Source organism: Nostoc sp. CmiVER01 (assembly GCF_034531135.2).
Taxonomy (GTDB): Bacteria; Cyanobacteriota; Cyanobacteriia; order Cyanobacteriales; family Nostocaceae; genus Nostoc.
In genome coordinates, this window is the sequence record NZ_JAVRBU020000029.1 from 38,264 (window position 1) to 58,465 (window position 20,202).

Genomic DNA, 20,202 nt, shown 5'->3' on the forward strand with positions numbered 1-20,202 from the left:
CGCTGTGGTTTAAGTTGTGTTAAACCCAAATTTTAGCTAACAAACGCGTAAACTTTGGGTTTCCTTCCTTAACACAACCTGTAAAAGGATTGCGATGTCTACGATCGCCTGTCATCCTCGAACACAAGAGCATGTTTTACTAACGCAACTCTTGAAGACGCGTAATGCCTACTATGAGGTTCCGCCTCGCCCAAAAGCATTTCCGGATTTTACCTAGAAACGAGATTTCAAGAAACAACTTTAGCGTAGGCGTAGCCCGCCGTTAGGCATCGCACCAACCGATCAAACCACCAAAGATCAACTCTGTGTTACAAAAATTATGGAGTATTGGTATTGGGTCGTTAATCGAGTTCTTCAGTAGGGATGGATGATATCGGGAGAAAGGTTTAGGGCGTACCTACTTTTGAAATGCTTTATAAAAAAGTGGTATGTTTTGTATAAACCTTTGATTTATCTTTTTGCAAGTTTATATATTAACTACGCAGTCAATAACTATATTAATAACTACATCTGAGAGGTGATTATGGCTAATTCATTATTCAATTTCCTTAAGCTCTCTGATTTGAATGGCACTAATGGCTTTATCTTTAACGGCATTTCACAAAATAATCGCACCACCTCAGTCAGCAATGGGGGGGACATCAACGGTGATGGCATTGACGACCTGATTATTGGGTTTGAGGGTGCCGACCCCAACGGCAACTCTTATGCTGGACGAAGCTATGTAGTGTTTGGGGTGAAGAATTTGGGCAGTGGCGGCAGCCTCAACCCCTCTGATTTGAATGGTACTAATGGCTTTATCATTAACGGCATTGCAAAAGATGATCGCTTAGGTTTCTCAGTTAGCAATGCAGGGGACATCAACGGTGATGGCATTGACGACCTGATTATTGGGGCACCTGGTGCCGACCGCAACGGCAAAAAACATGTTGGGCAAAGCTATGTAGTGTTTGGGGGGAGGAATCTGGGCAGTAGCGGCAGCCTCAACCCCTCTGATTTGAATGGCACTAATGGCTTTATCATTAACGGCATTAATGGCTTTTCAGGCCGCTCAGTCAGCAATGGGGGGGACATCAACGGTGATGGCGTTGACGACCTGATTATTGGGGCACCAAATGCCTCCCCCAACGGCAAAAAACTTGCTGGGCAAAGCTATGTAGTGTTTGGGGGGAGGAATCTGGGCAGTGGCGGCACCCTCAACCCCTCTGATTTGAATGGCACTAATGGCTTTATCATTAACGGCATTACAGGAGGTGACTACTCAGGTGACTCTTCAGGTTTCTCAGTTAGCAATGGGGGGGACATCAACGGTGATGGCATTGACGACCTGATTATTGGGGCACCAAATGCCTCCCCCAACAACAAAGAATTTGTTGGGCAAAGCTATGTAGTGTTTGGGGGAAGGAATCTGGGCAGTGGCGGCACCCTCAACCCCTCTGATTTGAATGGCACTAATGGCTTTATCATTAACGGCATTACAGGACATGACTACTCAGGTGAGTCAGTTAGCAATGGGGGGGACATCAACGGTGATGGCATTGACGACCTGATTATTGGGGCACCTGGTGGCAACCCCAACAATGAGGCTGGGCAAAGCTATGTAGTGTTTGGGGGGAGGAATCTGGGCAGTGGCGGCACCCTCAACCCCTCTGATTTGAATGGCACTAATGGCTTTATAATTAACGGCATTGCAACAGCTGAAGATTCAGGCGCCTCAGTCACCAATGCGGGGGACATCAACGGTGATGGCATTGACGACCTGATTATTGGGGCACCTGGTGTCAGTAGAGGGGGAAATTCGGTTGGGAAAAGCTATGTAGTGTTTGGGGGGAGGAATCTGGGCAGTGGCGGCACTCTCAACCTCGCTGATTTGAATGGCACTAATGGCTTTATCATTAACGGCATTACAGGAGGTGACTACTCAGGTATCTCAGTTAGCAATGGAGGGGATATCAACGGTGATGGCATTGATGACCTGATTATTGGGGCATCTCGTGGGCAAAGCTATGTAGTATTTGGGGGGAAGAACATCGGCAGTGGCGGCACCCCTGGTAAGCTGACTGGAACTCCTGGTGCAGATACCCTCTTTGGCAAACCTAGCAACAACATTGATGGGTTAAATGCTAAAGATACCCTAACAGGCAACGGTGGTCAAGATAAGTTTGTCTTTCACTCTAGCGATCGCAATGACATTATCACCGATTTTGGTGGCGTTGGTCAGGGCTACAACCCATCATCAGCAGTAATTGCCAATGTTGATACACTGCAATTTATCGGTTCGGGCTTAACTGCCCAAAATCTGCAACTCACTCAAAAAAGCAACAACTTAGAAGTTACCTTTGAAAATGTCGCATCCACCAAAGTAACTCTGCAAAACTTCCTCTTAGAAAACCTGGATAACCTGCCAGCAATTTCTTCAAGACCAGCGACTGGCAATATTTTGTTTGATGGGCAAACTAGTATCACCGACAGCTTTGATGTGATTGATGCCAATTCCACTCAAACTAGCATTTTCAACAAAAATACTATCACTTTCCTCAATGACTTAAACAATAACATCACAGGTTTTGAGAACTCCAATGATGTGATTAACGGTCAAGGGGGTGACGACAAAATCAATGGCTTGAGTGGCAATGACTTGCTACGAGGTGGCGCTGGCAATGATATTCTCATCGGCGGTGCTGGTAATGATACCCTTGTCGGTGATGCGGGTGCTGATAAGTTCTTTTACAATACCAATGCTCCCTTTGTTAGTTCTGCTGTTGGTGTAGATACCATTAGTGACTTTAACCACTCCCAAGGTGACAAGATTATCTTAGATAAGACTACCTTTAATGCAATTACTTCTGCTACGGGAACAGGTTTTAGTAACGCCAATGATTTTAAAATAACTTCTTCTGTGGCGACTAGTACGGCAAAAATTGTCTACGATTCTGTGAGTGGGCAATTGTTCTACAACCCTAATGGCTGCACGCCTGGTTTTGGCAGTGGTGGTCTATTTGCAACTCTAACTGGTGCGCCAACTCTTACAGCATCAGATTTTGTCCTGCAAGCATAGTTCGTTCAAAACATCAAGTTCCAAGCTTGGAATCTTTAAACTGAATCGTTTATTACCATGACTACCGTGATGAATCATCAGAAAACTTTGGTAGAATCAGGTCGTTGGTTGCTGTATTGACATAATCCAGAGTTGCTTAACCATAGATGTGCATCTCAATTTTATAGGAATTACGGAAAATATTTCTCAAACTCTCATTTCTCCGTGCCCTCTGCGGTTCGTTATTCCATAACTCGTGCGTAAGTCCTATTTTAAAGGAGAGCAGGAGCGCTTGATCTACAAGGCAATAACAAAACAAGCATATTTGTAGATGATTGCTCACAAAAAATTTCATAAAAGCGCTTAAGGCAGAAATAACTTATAAAACTAACACTGGAGAAATGATAGCAAATTCAACTTTTAACCTTTTGGCTCTCAACGGCACTAACGGCTTTACCATTAACGGCATTGCACAAGGTGACATCTCAGGCATCTCAGTCAGCAATGCAGGGGACATCAACAACGATGGCATTGACGACCTGATTATTGGGGCAGATGGTGCTTCCCCCAACGGTATCTATGGTGCTGGGCAAAGCTATGTAGTATTTGGGAGAAGGAATCTGGGCAGTAGCGGCATCCTCAACCTCTCTGATTTGAATGGCACTAATGGCTTTTTAATTAACGGCATTGCAGCAGATGACTTCTTAGGCAACTCAGTCAGCAATGCAGGGGACATCAACAACGATGGCATTGACGACCTGATTATTGGGGCAGAACTTGCCTCTCCCAACGGCAACTCTCTTGCTGGGCAAAGCTATGTAGTATTTGGGGGGGGGAATCTGGGCAGTAGCGGTATCCTCAACCTCTCTGATTTGAATGGCACTAATGGCTTTTTAATTAACGGCATTGCAAAATATGACACCTCAGGCAACTCAGTCAGCAATGCAGGGGACATCAACAACGATGGCATTGACGACCTGATTATTGGGGCAAGAGGTGCTTCCCCCAACGGCAACTCTCTTGCTGGGCAAAGCTATATAGTATTTGGGGGGGGGAATCTGGGCAGTAGCGGCATTCTCAACCTCTCTAATTTGAATGGCACTAATGGCTTTTTAATTAACGGCATTGCAGAACGTGACCATTCAGGCACCTCAGTCAGCAATGCAGGGGACATCAACAACGATGGCATTGACGACCTGATTATTGGGACAGATAGTGCTTCCCCCAACGGCAAAGCTGGTGCTGGGCAAAGCTATATAGTATTTGGGGGGAGGAATCTGGGCAGTAGCGGCATCCTCAACCTCTCTGATTTGAATGGCACTAATGGCTTTTTAATTAACGGCATTGCAGCATTTGACTATTCAGGCATCTCAGTCAGCAATGCAGGGGACATCAACAACGATGGCATTGACGATCTGATTATTGGGGGATACAATGCCTCTCCCAACGGCAAAGCTCGTGCTGGGCAAAGCTATATAGTATTTGGGGGGAGGAATCTGGGCAGTGGCGGCAGCCTCAACCTGTCTGAATTGAATGGCACTAATGGCTTTTTAATTAATGGCATTGCAGAACGTGATAACTCAGGCTACCCAGTTAGCAATGCAGGGGACATCAACAACGATGGCATTGATGACCTGATTATTGGGGCAGGTACTGCCTCCCCCAACGGTATTAATAAAGCTGGGCAAAGTTATATAGTCTTTGGGGGGAGGAATCTGGGCAGTGGCGGCAGCCTCAATCTCTCTGATTTGAATGGCACTAATGGCTTTTTAATTAACGGTATTGCAGCAGGTAACTTGTTAGGCAACTCAGTCAGCAATGCAGGGGACATCAACAACGATGGCATTGACGACGTGATTATTGGCGCACCAACTGCCTCCCCCAACGGCAACTCTTATGCTGGGCAAAGCTATGTAGTATTTGGGGGGAGGAACATCGGCAGTGGCGGTACCCCTAGTAAGCTGACTGGAACTCCTGGTGCAGATACCTTCTTTGGCACACCTAGCAACAACATCAATGGGTTAGCTGCTAACGATACCCTCACAGGCAACGGTGGTCAAGATAAGTTTGTGTTTCGCATTGGCGATCGCAATGACATTATCACCGATTTTAGTGGCGTTGGTCAGGGCTACAACCCATCATCATCTGTAATTGCTAATGTTGACACACTGCAATTTATCGGTTCGGGCTTAACTGCCCAAAATCTGCAACTCACTCAAAATGGCAACAACTTAGAAGTCACTTTTGAAAATGTAGCTAATACCAAAGTCACTTTGCAAAACTTCCTCTTAGAAAACCTGGATAACCTGCCAGTAATTTCTTCAAAACCAGCGACTGGCAATATTTTATTTGATGGGCAAACTAGGATTACTGATAGCTTTGATGTGATTAATGCAAACTCCACTCAAACTAGCATTTTCAACAGAAACACTGTCACCTTCCTTAATGACTTAAGCAACAACATCACGGGTTTTGACAACTCCAATGATGTCATTAATGGTCAAGGGGGTGACGACATTATCAATGGCTTGAGTGGCGATGACCTGTTGCGGGGTGGCACTGGCAATGATGTTCTCATCGGTGGTGCTGGTAATGATACCCTCATCGGCGGTGCAGGTGCTGACAAGTTCTTTTACAATACCAATGCTCCCTTTGTTAGTTCTGCTGTTGGTGTAGATACCATTAGTGACTTTAACCACTCCCAAGGTGACAAAATTATCCTGGATAAGACTACCTTTAATGCAATTACTTCTGCCACGGGAACAGGTTTTAGTAACACCAATGATTTTAAAATAACTTCTTCTGTGGCGACTAGCACGGCAAAAATTATCTACGATTCTGTGAGTGGGCAGTTGTTCTACAATCAAAATGGTTGCACGCCTGGTTTTGGCAGTGGTGGTCTATTTGCAACTCTAACTGATGCGCCAACTCTCACCGCATCAGATTTTGTGTTGCAAGCATAGTTCGTCCAAAACTGGGTGATGGTTTCAATGTTCTCCTCTGCTATTAGCCTCAGAATAAATTCTGAGGCGGGCTGGATGAGAATGAAATAGCCAACATAAATTGTATTTTATTTAATTCTTATTCCTAAAAAACTTCTCAACGCATCTAACAAATATCTCCACACCCATTCCCAACGCCGTTTCATCAAAATCAAACCGGGGATGATGATGGGGATACGCTAAATCTTTCTCTGGATTCGCAGAACCTAAAAAGAAATAGCAACCAGGAACCTCTTTCAAGAAAAATGACATATCTTCAGCAGCCATAGTTTGGCATTCTGGCACAATACCCAACGGGGTTTCTACCACTTCTTCTGCTACAGTTCGCACCAATTCTGCCATCTTCATATCATTAATGACTGGTGGATAAAGTGACCAGTACTCTAAGTCATAACTAGCACCATGACTTTGACAAATTCCAGCAATAATCTGCTCCACACGCTGTTTAAAAAAGCCTTTCAAACTAGGATTAAAATACCTGACAGTGGCACTCATTCTCGCTGTATCAGCAATCACATTTCCCTTAGTTCCAGCATGAAGTTCGCCCACTGTCACCACAGCTGAATCAAGGGGATTGACATTCCGGGCGACAATGGTTTGCAAGGCATTTACGATTTGGGCAGCAACTACAAGAGAATCCACCGTTTGATGGGGTAGTGCGCCGTGTCCACCTTTGCCCAAAATTGTGCAATTAAAAGACTCTACAGCTGCCATCAACGCTCCAGCCCGTACACCCACTGTTCCCAAGGGCAAATTATTCCATAAGTGCAAACCAATAATCGCGTCAACATCAGGATTTTTTAGCACTCCAGCTTCAATCATCGGCTTTGCGCCTCCTGGTGATTCTTCGGCTGGTTGGAAGATAATTTTTACTGTACCGGAGAAGTCTTGGCGATGCTGCTGGAGATAATAAGCTGTACCTAATGCGATCGCAGTATGTCCATCATGTCCACAAGCGTGCATCACTCCATCATGCTGCGATTTGTACGGCACTTCGTTGAGTTCTTGAATTGGCAAAGCATCCATATCTGCCCGAATCGCTAAAACTTGGGGAGTGGGGGGTTGATTACCTTTGATGGTGGCAACAATGCCAGTTTGGGCAATGCCAGTTTGATGCTCAATTCCCCATTCTTGGAGTTTTTGTGAAACAAACTCAGCCGTCAGTTTTTCTTGAAAACCCAACTCTGGTTGTTGATGCAATCGCCGCCGCCACTCTACCAATTGTGGTTGCAATGAACGGATCGCTAGTCGGATGCGAGATAAATCAACAGAAGAAGAATTGGGAAAGGTAGAAACCATTATGACAAACTAGTTTAAGTAGAGCTAAGGCAAGCTTATTTTCTCAGTTTATCGTAGGGAATGGGAAGAATAGACATCTCCAAAAAATAATGTAGAAATGTAGCAGTGCTTCGTTTCTACAAGGATTCTGGGTAATGCCTATTTAATTTCTACCAGATGTCTAATCACCATTAAAATCTTCTTAATCAGTAAACCAAAAAGTTTTTCTTTGTAAAGCGATGCTGAGGTTGGGCTACGCCTAGGCTAATAATCAGTTTCGTAGACTACAAGTTAAAACACTTTGGGATTTGAAAAAGTGCAAGTGGAAAGCACTATTTTGTTTTTGGCTGGTTTTTCTAAGAAATTTTCGGATAGTAATTTGGTCAAAGCATCGGGGTGTAGTTGCCAGTTCAATAATCCTGATAACCCCATAATCAAGCCAAATATAGTTGGAACTAAGGCCGCGTAGAACAACCATCTTTTCTGAGATAGAGATGTAATGGCAAATAAAGAGACAGAAAGCGATAAGGAGGCATCAGCTAAATCAAACTGGTCATCATGGTAATTAAGCTGGTCATAGGTTGTTTGATCTTTTTCGGCGACTAGCTTCTGTTCCTGCTTTTTCTGCTCTTCTTTATCAGCAATCAGTTGATAAGCGGCAATCTGTTTTTCATAGTCAGCCCTCACAGCAGAAGGTTGAGAAACAGATTGCAATTTCAGTTGCACCACATTTGATTTGGCTATTTCTTCACGAATATTACGAGCCTGATATAACGCCCAATCGTCAATTTTATTTGCTTGAGCTTGCTGCATTGCCTGAACTAGATTATCGTCTTTGACTTTGCAGATGCCTATAAAAGTCGCGAGCAATGCAACTGTAATTGCAACAGCACTATTTAGACGACTTTTCCGTTTTTCGCGGTTAGCTGAGGTTTCGGGTTCATCGTTTTCATCTTCAACCAGGTCGATTGGGTTTATATCCATATCGTTATACTAATTTCATTTAAAGATAAAACAGAATTCAGAAAACTCTACCCTTTTATAGGTAGAGTTTTAACCATATATTAGTTGAAGTCAATTCTGCAACCAACCAGCCATCACCGCAACTATCAAAAATACACCCATCGCCAAGCGGTAGAAAATAAAAATCAAGGTACTGTGTTTTTCTAGGTAGCGTAGAAGTCCCCAAATTGCAAGAAAGGCGGAAATACTGGCAGAGATTAAGCCTACCAATAAAGTCAACCAACCAGCTGCACTTAGTCCTGCTTTGCTAAGAGTGTGCAGTTCTACAGCACCCGCCAAAATCACAGCTGGTAAGCCCAACAAAAAAGAAAATCGGGCTGATGTCTCCCGTTCCATACCCAAAAATAACCCAGCAGTGAGGGTGGAACCAGAGCGAGAAACGCCAGGTATCAGGGCAAAAGCTTGAGCAACTCCTACCCAAATGCCATCCCAGAGGGTGAGTTTATCGAAAGTGCGATCGCGTCCTTTGCGTTTTTCTGCGATCGCCAGCAATCCTGACATAATAATTGAAGCCACACCAATAACTACTAACCCTCGCATCGGTGAGTTGCAGGCGTTAAGAATTGGTTTGAGTAGCACACCAGCCACAGCAATAGGCAAGGTTCCTACCAATAAACCTAACATCAGTTGCAAAGAACTAGATTGATAATCTTGTCCGCTAATTGCTCTAACTGTCTCTCCGGTTAATTTTTTTAAGTCTTGCCAAAAATAGACTAAAACAGCAGTCAAGCTAGCTAATTGCATGGCTGCTGAAAAAGCAGACCCCGGATCTTTGAGTCCTAGTAGAGTTGGCACTATCCGCAAATGAGCAGTACTGCTAATTGGTAATAGTTCTGTAATTCCCTGAACGATGCCTAAAATAATCACGTCAATCCAGCTAAGGTTAGCAAAGTCTAGATTCACTTCACTACCTTTGTCACAGATTGCACTCGCCACTGCAAAAGAAAGCATCATGATGTCAGGCGTAAATAATTTACTTTTAATCAAACACCGACAAATTAACTTATGCTAATGACGTTTCTATGACTAAGATATGCCACTTGAATGACACTTAAAATTTCAGCATTTCTAAATTTAAATTTGATGCTACTTGAGCAAGTTTATCTAAATTAGTCAGGCTATCTAAATAAGGTAAGCAGCCTAAAACTGGTATGTTAGTGAGTGATTGAATCAATTGGGGTGGTGTCCACTCGGCTATTTCTGCATCAGTTCGTCTTTGTACGCAGTTCAGCACAATGCCTTTGAGATTAATCCGCGCTTGTCTAGCTAATGCTACGTTCGCCACTGCTTGAGAGATAGCACCTAATTTCACTGGCACTACCAATACCGTTGGTAAACGCCATTCTCCGGCTAAATCGGCTACGGTTAATTCCTCAGTTACAGGCGAACCTAATCCACCCAAGGCTTCTATAAGCACAAAATCACGTTGCGATCGCAATTTAGATAAAGCTTGCCAAACTACTGCTAAATCTATTTGGCGATTTTCTCGTGCTGCTGCGATGGGGGGAGCCAGAGGTGCTTGAAAGTACAAAGGTGTAATTTCTTCTGAAGATTGTTCTAGTGTAAATAGCTTTTGATACCACTCGCGATCGCCAATCCCAGATTGAATCGGTTTCATGATTCCCCAGCTACGCTGCGGATAATATTTTTGCCGATAGGCTGCTAATGCTGTTGTTAAAACAGTTTTACCAGCTTCGGTATCAGTTCCAGTAATTAGTAGTGTGTTTAACATTAATTTCTTTGGCCAGAAAATGGTTGTGTTCCATCAACTGGCGGAATTGGTGTTTCACCAGTGGTCGGAATTGGCGTAGGTGTCTCTGTCGGAATTGGGAAGGGTGTTTGTGTAAAAATTGGCGTGGGTATCTCTGTTGGAACTGGGTTAGGTGTTTGTGTAGGTATTGGGAAGGGTGTCTCTGTCGGAATTGGGGTAGGTGTTTCTGTAAAAATGGGGGTAGGTATCTCTGTTGGAATTGGGGTAGGTGTTTGTATCGGTGTTGGTTTGGCTAATGTTTCTAATGCAACAGTCAGGCTGTAATTGCTTTCGGCAACTCCTGGAACTAGTGTTAACTCAATAGTATATCTACCAGTAACCAGCAACGTGCCTTTATATGATGTTACTCGTTGAACATTTTGATCAATTGGTTGTTGATTAGGACTGAAGACTGTTAGCAAAACGCTGCTTCCTGGGTCAATAAATGCAGTTAAATTGTCACCTTCCTTTCCAAAGAAAGTATATCGGATGATTTGATTTGTTTTGAGAGTATCTGTAACTGTGGTTGGGTTAGATGCTTTAGGATTGAGCCGCCTACTAGATATAATAGGTTGCTCAGGGGTGGGTGTGGATGTGAATGTAGTACCGCCAGAAATAACAGGTGAAGGAAAATTTTGTGGAAGCGTCTCGGTTGATGATTTTGACTGACTGCGGATGGAACTTACTAAAGCCCAAGAACCAAATCCGGCTATGATTACTACAGCAATGCCAATCGCTGCGATCGCTAAGGGATTATCTAAGACTGAGCTAGTGGAACTTGGTGGAATTATAGGATCGGGTTGTTTCTTAGGCGAAGCTGCTGGTGGTACTGAATCAGGACGGCGACCAACAGCGATTGTTTGCAAGTTAGACGTATTCAAGGAAGGAAGGCTGACTTGCTGCTCTAAAGATTCCAGTGCTTGAGATACACTAGCAGCACTTTGATAGCGATCGCTCGGTATATGATTCAACATTCGATTCAACACCATAGCAAATCGCGGATTAACTGTTACCCATCGCTGCCAATTCCAAGTTACTTGGTTTTCGTCAAATAGCTCCCTTGGTTCTTTACCAGTCAGCAAAACAATCGCTGTCACTGCTAATGCATACAAATCACTACTAGGATAAGCTCCCCCTGTTTGCATTTGTTCACTAGGAGAGTAGCCTAATTTTCCCACAGTGGTTTGTGGCATTGCACTAAGAGGCGATCGTAAACGAGTTGCTAGTTCTTTTACCACCCCAAAGTCAATTAACACAGGTTTAGCGTCACTATCTCGCAAAATAATATTTTCTGGCGAGATATCTCGGTGAATAATCCCTCGACTGTGAATATGCTCTAAAACAGGCAGCAACAACTTTATCAACTGCAATACTTCAGCCTCTGTGAAGGTTTGACCCACAGCTTGACGTTCAGCCAGCAGAGCTTGGTAAGTTTGACCTGCAACGTAGTCCTCCACCAAAAATAAACGTTGGTCTTGCTCAAACCTTTCCCGAAATTTCGGGACTTGTGGGTGTTCAATTTGATATAAAATGGCAGCTTCTCGGTGAAAAAGCTCTTGTGCCTTTTCCCAAGCCAAAGCCTCCGTTGCTATTGAAATCAATTCCTTGATCGCGCAAAGCTCGTTAAAGCGCCTCTGGTCTTCTGCCAGATAGGTTCTACCAAATCCTCCTTGTCCGAGAATTTGAATTATGCGATAACGGTTTTGCAAGACAGTGCCAACTGTAAGGGGTGGTTGCATGATCGAATGATTGAGTGTAGTAGCAACTGAGGAGGAAGTCACCCACAAAGATTTAAGTCCAAGAGGCGACAGACAGTTACCTGCGGCAATATTCTACTATACCCAATAGGGAAACCCCACCAGAGCTAGGTTATTTTGTAGTCTATTTAACAGCCTTCAATTCTCAATTCAATTTACTTCTTGTGAAAACGAGAGATTTTGAAATATGCAAAATTAACTTGAGAATCCAGGTTATACAAATTGCTCATCTCTTTTTCAATCAATCCTTTGGGAAATAGATGTTCACGATTAACTACTATCAAAACCGTATCCGCACGATTTGTTAAATTTTCAATTTTCCTGCAAAATTTTTATCAGTAGTTTCCTTCCTTAATTCATTACCAAAATCACATCCATTCAGGCTTAGAAAGCACCGTAGTATCTAAATAATCTAAGATGGACAAATAAAATTACTGACTAATGTAAGTGCTGTTTTTGTCAATGCGTAAGATAAGAACAATAAGCTACACTTGTAGTACTTAGACGGAGGTGCTATACTGTATGAGAACAAGCTTCAATATCACTTAAGTTGTAATACTTTAGTGTTAGCTATTAATGAGGTAGTTAGAAAAATCTACTACACCAATGTTTACCTCAACCCAAAAATTTGAACTATAGACCTAGTGGATGGACAAAATGTCCGTTAAGCTATCAATAGTTTGCTTGCCAAAAAAATTAGACAGTTAGCGAATGATAATTTTATGGAAAAATGTTTAAATTTTGTATGGAAGATTCAATAAAACTTACAAATGTTTTTTTAGGCGATTTCTCGGTTAAACCTATTAAATCTTTAATGATAATATTGCTATGAATGCACATAGAGGATCTGCTGTGCTCAGTTCTGCAACTTTCAAAGTGCAACCATCTGCAACAGGACTGACTGATAATCATCGCCTGCGGCTGTTTTCTGGCTCTGCCAATATACAACTGTCTCAAGAAGTTGCTCGTTATGTAGGCATGGACTTGGGGCCAATGATTCGCAAAAGATTTGCGGATGGAGAACTTTACATTCAAATCCAAGAATCGATTCGGGGTTGTGATGTCTATTTAATCCAGCCATGTTGTCAACCCGTGAACGATCATTTAATGGAATTATTGATTATGGTTGATGCCTGTCGTCGAGCTTCTGCGCGACAAGTAACGGCAGTAATTCCTTATTATGGCTATGCCCGTGCCGATCGCAAAACGGCAGGAAGAGAGTCAATAACTGCCAAGCTAGTTGCTAACTTAATCACCGAAGCAGGTGCTAACCGTGTTCTAGCAATGGATTTGCACTCGGCTCAAATTCAAGGCTATTTTGATATTCCCTTTGATCATGTTTACGGTTCGCCAGTATTGCTGGATTATCTAGCAAGCAAAGAACTGCCCGACCTTGTGGTTGTTTCCCCTGATGTTGGCGGTGTAGCGCGAGCCAGAGCATTTGCCAAAAAACTCAATGATGCCCCACTAGCAATTATTGACAAACGTCGTCAGGCACATAATGTTGCCGAAGTGTTAAATATCATCGGCGATGTTAAAGGCAAAACGGCAGTGTTGGTGGATGACATGATCGACACTGGAGGGACGATCGCAGAAGGAGCGCGATTACTACGTGAAGAAGGAGCGCGTCAAGTATACGCCTGTGCAACTCATGCAGTGTTCTCTCCACCAGCGATGGAGCGGTTATCCAGTGGTTTGTTTGAGGAAGTGATTGTCACCAATACAATTCCCATACCAGAAAACAATCGTTTTCCACAGCTAGTAGTACTGTCAGTAGCTAATCTATTAGGAGAAACTATCTGGCGGATTCATGAAGATACTTCAGTCAGTAGTATGTTCCGCTAGCCAGATACACAGACTATCATTCGTATTACAGGCATAAATTACCCACACTGTTCTCTTGATCGGATGCAGTGTGGGCTTTTAGTTATTACTGTCTTTCTATAAGAACTTGAATCTTGAAAACTAAATAATCCAACAAAAATGGCTCGCTATATGCAGTAGTAAAATGGATGCAGCACTGCCAAATTAGAATAGTTTGATTCAGTTTGGACAATTTAGCTAAACAGGATAAAAGGATGGTTACAACTCCTAAAAAAGTAATTTCAGTTTTACCTCTGGAAAATGGCGATCGCTTATCTCGCTACGAATTTGAGCGTCGCTATCAGGCAATGCCGCATTTAAGAAAAGCTGAACTAGTTGAAGGAGTTGTGTATATCATGGCATCGCCATTAAGAATTAAAAGTCATGGCGAACCACATGCAGACCTGATTGGGTGGTTGTGGAACTATAAAACGGCAACACCTGGCGTTGTTATGGGAATTGAACCCACAGTGCGTTTAGATGCTGATAATGAACCACAGCCTGACGCGGTACTATTTATTCCAGGTAGACAAGCATTGATTAGTGAGGATGATTATATCCAAGGCCCACCCGAACTGGTGATTGAAGTGGCAGCAAGCAGTGCAGCCATCGATTTACATGATAAAAAACGCTCCTATCGACGAAATGGAGTACAGGAGTATATTATCTGGCGAACATTAGATAATCAGTTGGATTGGTTTAGGTTGCAAGCAGACGAGTATGTTTTGCTACCAACTGATGAGCAGGGAATTATTCGCAGTCAGGTGTTTCCAGGGTTGTGGTTGTCGGTAGTTGCCTTACTCTCAGGAGAAGTGGCAACAGTGTTATCTGTGTTACAAGCAGGTTTAGCTACCACTGAACATCAAGAATTTATGCAAAAGTTAAATGAGAATATAGAAAATAGGAAATAGGAAATAGGAAATAGATGTGTACTGATACCATTACTTTGTGAGGCTGCGGCAAATTTTCTTTCTTTGTGTCCTACCCTGCGGGAAGCCACTTCGTGTCTATGCGCCCTTTGCGGTTCGTTCCTTATATAATTTGGCGCATTTTTATACAGAATTGGTATGAGTTTTTTCAAAAAAATATGTAATTAATTCTGTCCAAGTACTTATATAAAATCTGTAGGTTGGGTTGAGGAACGAAACCCAACATTTGATCCTTGTTCATGTTGGGTTTCACTGCGGTTCAACCCAACCTACATCAATAGATTTTATTATAAGTAATCACTCGAACTTGATATGACTATTTAACGATACAGCCAAACGCGGAGTAGTGAAAGCAGTTGCTCTGTATCTACAGGTTTGGTAATGTAGTCAGAGGCTCCAGCCTCTATGCACTTTTCACGATCGCCTGGCATGGCTTTAGCAGTTAAAGCAATTATTGGTAATGAGCGAAACTGTTGCTGCTGGCGGATGGCGCGGGTGGTTTCGTAACCATCCATTTCCGGCATCATGATGTCCATCAAAACTATATTAATCTCAGGATTAGTTTGCAATTTCTCTATGCCATCTCTACCGTTTTCGGCAAACAGCACTTGCATTTGATAGCTTTCTAAAAAACTGGTGAGGGCAAAAATATTTCTTAGGTCATCATCTACAATCAAAATTGTCCGATTCGCCAGTACCGGATCATTTTGGTGTAGTTGCTCTAGTATTTGCCGCTTTGGTGGAGGTAAATTAGCTTGCACCCGATGCAAAAATAGGGCAGTTTCATCTAACAACCGCTCTGGCGATCGCACATTTTTAATAATAATTGTCTCTGCTAGTCCCCGCAGTTGCGTTTCTTCTTGTCGGCTGAGTTCTTTGCCGGTGTAAACAATGATCGGCAGTTTTAAAAGCCTGGATTCTTGCTTTATTTCCTCAATTAGTGTAAAGCCGCTCATATCGGGCAGACCGAGATCGAGTACCATACAATCAAAGTGATGCGATCGCAAAATCGAGAGGGCTTCTGCACCCGTACCCACTGCTGTACTATGAACATCGCCATTACCAATCAGTTCAATAATACTTTGGGCTTGTACGGGGTCATCTTCTACAATTAAGAGATTTTTTACCTGACGCTCAATAAAGCCTTTAATCTCAGTTAAGACCTGAGTTAACGCTTCTGGAGAAACGGGTTTTTGTAGATAGGTAATCGCTCCTAACTGTAATCCCCGTTGCTGTCTTTCATCAACAGAAAGTATATGTACTGGTATGTGTCTCGTGTCTGGCTTATGTTTCAGACGATCTAGTACCGTCCACCCATCCATTTCTGGCATGTGGATATCTAGCATAATTGCATCGGGCTTAAACTGTTGCGCTAGTGCTAGACCTTGTTTGCTCTGTAATGCAACAATAGTTTTAAAGCCTTGCTCACGGGCCATATCTAATAAGATGCGGGCAAATTTATCATCATCTTCGATAATTAGCAAAATGCGATCGCCCGGTTGAATGATTTCGCGGTCATCTGGGATATCGTTGGGTAAGCTGACAAGAACTTTTGACGATGGAGAGATATCTACAGTTGTGAGTTTGTTTTCGACCATTGGCACTTCTTTGATGAGCGATGCCGCACGCATAGAACTGATTGGCCCAGAAGGTGATGGAGCGAGGGTATTTTTACCCTTCCCTTCATGTCGCCTTGGCAAGTAGAGGGTGAAGGTGCTTCCCTGACCTGGTTGGCTGAGTATTTCAATTCTTCCGCCCAACAGTTGAGACAGTTCGCGGCTAATGGACAAGCCCAAGCCTGTTCCCCCGTACTTGCGGCTGGTTGTGCCATCTGCCTGCTGAAATGCCTCAAAAATAATCTTTTGCTTTTCCTCTGGAATGCCTATACCCGTGTCGCTAACTGCAAAAGCAATCATGGGATTATCAACTTCGTCTGCTTTAGTTGCTGTGCCAATTTGTAACTTCACGCCTCCTTGTTCTGTAAACTTAAAGGCATTAGCAAGGAGATTTTTCAGCACTTGTTGCAGACGTTTGGAGTCGTTATAAATTGTCGATGGTAACTTGTCATCTCGTTCAATAGTAAAGCTGAGTTCTTTATTGTGGGCAACTTGCCGGAAAGTCTGCTCTAAAGATGTCTCCAAATCTGCAAGAGCAATTTGCTCAATATCGAGCGACATAGTACCCGACTCAATTTTTGCCAAATCTAGAATGTCATTGATTAATTCCAGCAAATCAGTTCCAGCTGAGTAAATAGTCCGGCTGTATTCTACCTGTTTGTCGGTCAAGTTGTTAAGAGAGTTATCTGCTAGTAGTCTTGCTAAAATTAACAGGCTATTTAGCGGTGTCCGTAACTCGTGGGACATATTCGCCAAAAATTCCGACTTGTATTTAGAAGACAATGCCAGTTGTTCAGCTTTTTCTTCAAAAGACTGCCTCGCCTGCTCAACTTCCTGGTTTTTGCGGGCAACTTCTCGATTTTGAACTTCTAACAATTCTGCCTTTTCTTCTAACTCCTCATTTAGTTGCTGTAATTCTTCGTTAGACTGTTTGACAAGAAATTGCGATTCCTCCAACTCCTGCGCCTGTTCTTCCAAGCGTTGATTGCTCTGCTGTAGTTCTTCTTGCTGGTTTTGCAGTTCTTCTGTTAAGGCAACAGACTCTTCAAGTAGTCGCTGAGTTTGCAATTGTGAGGCGATGTTATTTAAAAATACACCCAGAATTTCAGTCAATTGCTCTAAAAATGTCAGATGCAGATCGCTGAAAGACCCAAAGGATGCTAGTTCAATTACAGCACTCACCTGCCTCTCAAACAGTATAGGCAAAACAATAATATTTAGCGGTGAAGCTTCTCCCAAACCGGAACTGATACGGATATAGTCATTAGGAACTTCTGTTAGCAGGATTCTTTGTTTTTCTAAGGCGCACTGTCCCACTAATCCCTCACCCAAACGAAACTGATTTGCTAGATTTTTTCGCTCTTTGTAAGCATAACTACTCAATAGCTTCAGTACAGGCTCTTTGTCTATTGAATCCATGAAATAAAAAACGCCCTGCGATGCGCCAACCAGTGGTGCTAAATTTGACAAAATCAGGCGAGAGGCAGTTTCTAAATTTCGATGCCCTTGGAGCATTTGGGTAAATTCAGCTAAATTAGACTTTAGCCAATTTTGCTCGTCATTTTTTTGATTTGTGTTTCGCAGATTAACGATCATCTGGTTGAAGGTACGTGTCAATACACCAATTTCATCCTGGCGATCGCTATCTGGTAAACTCACCAATAAATCCCCATCTGCCATTTTTTCTGCTAAATCAGAAATTTGCTTTAGCGGTGCTGAGATATTTCTGGTCAGGATAAATCCGATCAAAGCTAAGATTAAAGAAAATAAGGGAATACTATATACAATACTGACGATCGTTTGCCGAGCAGCTACTTTTGCTTTTTCAGAGCGCTGTTTCAGCAGTGCATTCTCCTCATTTTTCATCGCCTGAATAAGTTTCTGAATATTATCCATCAGTTGCTTACCCTGGTCTGTCAAGATAGCTTTCTGGGAAGCTTCTAAGCCTTGGCTTTGCCGTAGCTCAATGACATCTTTCATTACAGCCATTCTCTCAGTTAGTAATGGCTGCAAAGTATCAAGCCGATTTTGTTGGTTAGGGTTATCTGCTGTTAATCTTTGAAGCTCCTTGACTTTTTGATTCAGTACTTCAATAGCAGCGTTATAAGGTTCTAAATAGCGTCGTTCTCCAGTAATAATGTAACCGCGTTGCCCAGTCTCAGCATTTGTCAGTTGCAAATTGAGGTCTTCAAGCTGACTCAACACCTGGTAAGTATGGCTTTCTTTTGCCGAAGTTTCAATTAGCTCATTGGTGCTTTGATAGGAGATTAAACCAATAGTGGTCAGAGTTGCCAAACTCAGGGCAAAACTAATTCCAATTTTGGTTCCAATCTTCAAACTTTTTAACATTCTTCCAGGCAGATATTCTAATAATTTATATTTTTGGCATTATTCTGATTATGTTTTAGCTATATAAATTTAATAAATTTACTTTGTATATGTCTAATTTGCAAACAAATTATATTAACTACGTTTTATTTATCTACATATTAATATATTTTGTCACCTATTATCTTACCCCAAGATGAGACTGTTGCAGCTTAAATTTTAGTTTAAGATAATCTTTTTTAGTAAAAATTGATTTGATGATATCTAAGTAACTTAATGTTCGCTGAAAATTTTTTGATAATGCTTAATACAGCTTTTAACGCTGATAAAATTTATGGTAATGCTACTCAAACCTCGTAATTAATCATCCCTTATAGTTAGAGACAAACCTAAACAGTGGCATGACATTTATAATGGTCAAATTCAATATAAACATTACCCTGCTTCCGGCTTCCCTCTCCTTAATAAGGAGATAAATTGAGGATGAGGTTTTATAGTTGTATTTATTTTGCTCGAACTTTGCTTAAACAAAGTTGTAGAAGGCAACTTACATTTAAGTGATTATGTAATTTATAGTAAAAGCAGTATACTCTTGACGTTTAAGGGACGTTTATCGAGAAAGTCCTTTTAAAACAATCAGACATTAACACAAGCCTATTGACTAATAACCTGGCGATCGCTTCTAGTTGCATTAACTACAGATGGGGTATAGATGCAAAATTTTTCAATTTTGTGATTTTCCAAAATAGCTCTTGCACCTGCCATGTAGATATCAGTACTATTTATCATTAATAAATAATTGCCAAGGGTCACTTGACGTTCATAATATCTAGCTAGATCCTCAGATATTCCCAAAGTAGTATATTTATCTTTGGAACTGCTGATATCTACCTCAGTAATACCATTCAGTGTATTTGTATCTTTAGCAATCACCGACACTTGAGCCATAGGAAAGCCAGCTATTTTTAGTTCAGTAAGTGCTTTTTCTGTGTCTTGGCGCGTAGAAAAAACACCAACTGCATTTTTATAGCGACTATTTGGAGTCAAATATGGATCGTAAATGCTCCACTGTTGAATATCACGGCGATTAAAAATCCTTTTAGCAAGACGAATCTCTATATCTATGCCGTTTACTATTACCAAATGGTAACCTTTGGAAATTAAATCGATGTAACCTTGACCTTGTTCTTTAGGAATCCCTAAACCTAGTAGCACATGATGCAAATCACCTGTAGTTGCATTGTTCGTACCACCAGTTAAAGTGGCAGCGATCGCAGTTACTTCTGCTCCGGTTATAAAGACTCGTCCTATACCAGGAATTACCCAAAGGATTAAACCCACTAATAAGCCAGTAATAGCTAAAGCAGCACCTGTAAACGCTTTAGCACTTTCTGAGGATGTATTATTGCCAGTGCGATCTTTAACTTCAACACTAGCAATATCGCTTTCTTCTACATTCCGTGCAATTATAGAAACTTTGTGCATGGGAAAATTAGAAGCTTTTAGTTCCTGAACTACCAACTGTATATCGGAACACCTAGCGAAAACTCCTATAGTTGTTCGCTCTTTTTCTAATGTCATTTTATCGGTTTATTGCAGCTTTAAGCAATTCCCAAGAG

11 protein-coding genes are annotated in these 20,202 nt (G+C 42.2%); 4 read left to right on the forward strand and 7 right to left on the reverse strand.

Annotation, left to right across the window (positions count from 1 at the left end):
* Nucleotides 1-523: 523 nt before the first annotated feature.
* Nucleotides 524-3,058: a beta strand repeat-containing protein gene (locus RMZ43_RS33325; RefSeq protein ID WP_322654013.1), complete on the forward strand. Its 2,535-nt coding sequence runs from the start codon at nt 524-526 to the stop codon at nt 3,056-3,058.
* A gap of 383 nt (nt 3,059-3,441) precedes the next feature.
* Complete coding sequence (locus tag RMZ43_RS33330; protein ID WP_428850964.1) at nt 3,442-6,000, forward strand: beta strand repeat-containing protein; 2,559 nt, start codon at nt 3,442-3,444, stop codon at nt 5,998-6,000.
* A 111-nt stretch (nt 6,001-6,111) separates the two neighbouring features.
* On the opposite strand, the gene RMZ43_RS33335 is transcribed toward RMZ43_RS33330, so the two are convergent.
* From RMZ43_RS33335 to RMZ43_RS33355, 5 genes are all read right to left on the reverse strand, one after another.
* The gene (locus RMZ43_RS33335; RefSeq protein WP_322654015.1) at nt 6,112-7,338 is read right to left on the reverse strand and encodes a M20 family metallopeptidase; all 1,227 of its coding nucleotides are present in this window, start codon (nt 7,336-7,338) and stop codon (nt 6,112-6,114) included.
* Between the two features lie 270 nt (nt 7,339-7,608).
* A complete protein-coding gene (locus RMZ43_RS33340) occupies nt 7,609-8,301 on the reverse strand; it encodes a DUF4337 domain-containing protein (RefSeq protein ID WP_322654016.1) in 693 nt (230 codons plus the stop codon).
* A gap of 90 nt (nt 8,302-8,391) precedes the next feature.
* Complete coding sequence (locus RMZ43_RS33345) at nt 8,392-9,294, reverse strand: undecaprenyl-diphosphate phosphatase (protein WP_322654017.1); 903 nt, start codon at nt 9,292-9,294, stop codon at nt 8,392-8,394.
* Nucleotides 9,295-9,391: 97 nt separating this feature from the next.
* Nucleotides 9,392-10,072, reverse strand: coding sequence for a dethiobiotin synthase (bioD, locus tag RMZ43_RS33350; RefSeq protein WP_322654018.1), 681 nt, complete (start codon nt 10,070-10,072; stop codon nt 9,392-9,394).
* Nucleotides 10,072-11,829 (reverse strand): serine/threonine-protein kinase, encoded by a 1,758-nt coding sequence (locus RMZ43_RS33355; RefSeq protein ID WP_322654019.1) that lies wholly within the window; start codon nt 11,827-11,829, stop codon nt 10,072-10,074. The genes bioD and RMZ43_RS33355 overlap by 1 nt, the downstream gene beginning before the upstream one ends.
* A gap of 846 nt (nt 11,830-12,675) precedes the next feature.
* On the opposite strand from RMZ43_RS33355, the gene RMZ43_RS33360 reads away from it, so the two are divergent.
* Together RMZ43_RS33360 and RMZ43_RS33365 are read left to right on the forward strand one after the other, a co-directional pair.
* Entirely contained in the window at nt 12,676-13,692 is a 1,017-nt protein-coding gene (locus RMZ43_RS33360; RefSeq protein ID WP_322652047.1) for a ribose-phosphate pyrophosphokinase, read from the forward strand.
* A 233-nt stretch (nt 13,693-13,925) separates the two neighbouring features.
* Nucleotides 13,926-14,621 carry a Uma2 family endonuclease gene (locus RMZ43_RS33365; protein WP_322654020.1) on the forward strand — a complete coding sequence of 232 codons (696 nt, stop codon included), beginning with the start codon at nt 13,926-13,928 and terminating at the stop codon, nt 14,619-14,621.
* Nucleotides 14,622-14,959: 338 nt separating this feature from the next.
* Here the strand turns inward: RMZ43_RS33365 and RMZ43_RS33370 are convergent, their stop codons facing one another.
* Both RMZ43_RS33370 and RMZ43_RS33375 read right to left on the reverse strand, forming a co-directional pair.
* Nucleotides 14,960-18,604, reverse strand: a complete 3,645-nt coding sequence (locus RMZ43_RS33370) for a response regulator (protein ID WP_322654021.1) — start codon at nt 18,602-18,604, stop codon at nt 14,960-14,962.
* A 633-nt stretch (nt 18,605-19,237) separates the two neighbouring features.
* On the reverse strand, nt 19,238-20,164 hold the full coding sequence (locus tag RMZ43_RS33375; RefSeq protein WP_322654022.1) for a hypothetical protein: 927 nt from the start codon (nt 20,162-20,164) through the stop codon (nt 19,238-19,240).
* Nucleotides 20,165-20,202: the final 38 nt, after the last annotated feature.

Excerpts from the sequence above, each read along its gene's own strand:
- RMZ43_RS33325 (WP_322654013.1), top strand. The coding sequence starts at position 524 with ATGGCTAATTCATTATTCAATTTCCTTAAGCTCTCTGATTTGAATGGC.
- RMZ43_RS33335 (WP_322654015.1), bottom strand. The coding sequence starts at position 7,338 with ATGGTTTCTACCTTTCCCAATTCTTCTTCTGTTGATTTATCTCGCATC.
- RMZ43_RS33340 (WP_322654016.1), bottom strand. The coding sequence starts at position 8,301 with ATGGATATAAACCCAATCGACCTGGTTGAAGATGAAAACGATGAACCC.
- RMZ43_RS33345 (WP_322654017.1), bottom strand. The coding sequence starts at position 9,294 with ATGATGCTTTCTTTTGCAGTGGCGAGTGCAATCTGTGACAAAGGTAGT.
- bioD (WP_322654018.1), bottom strand. The coding sequence starts at position 10,072 with ATGTTAAACACACTACTAATTACTGGAACTGATACCGAAGCTGGTAAA.
- RMZ43_RS33355 (WP_322654019.1), bottom strand. The coding sequence starts at position 11,829 with ATGCAACCACCCCTTACAGTTGGCACTGTCTTGCAAAACCGTTATCGC.
- RMZ43_RS33360 (WP_322652047.1), top strand. The coding sequence starts at position 12,676 with ATGAATGCACATAGAGGATCTGCTGTGCTCAGTTCTGCAACTTTCAAA.
- RMZ43_RS33365 (WP_322654020.1), top strand. The coding sequence starts at position 13,926 with ATGGTTACAACTCCTAAAAAAGTAATTTCAGTTTTACCTCTGGAAAAT.
- RMZ43_RS33370 (WP_322654021.1), bottom strand. The coding sequence starts at position 18,604 with ATGTTAAAAAGTTTGAAGATTGGAACCAAAATTGGAATTAGTTTTGCC.
- RMZ43_RS33375 (WP_322654022.1), bottom strand. The coding sequence starts at position 20,164 with ATGACATTAGAAAAAGAGCGAACAACTATAGGAGTTTTCGCTAGGTGT.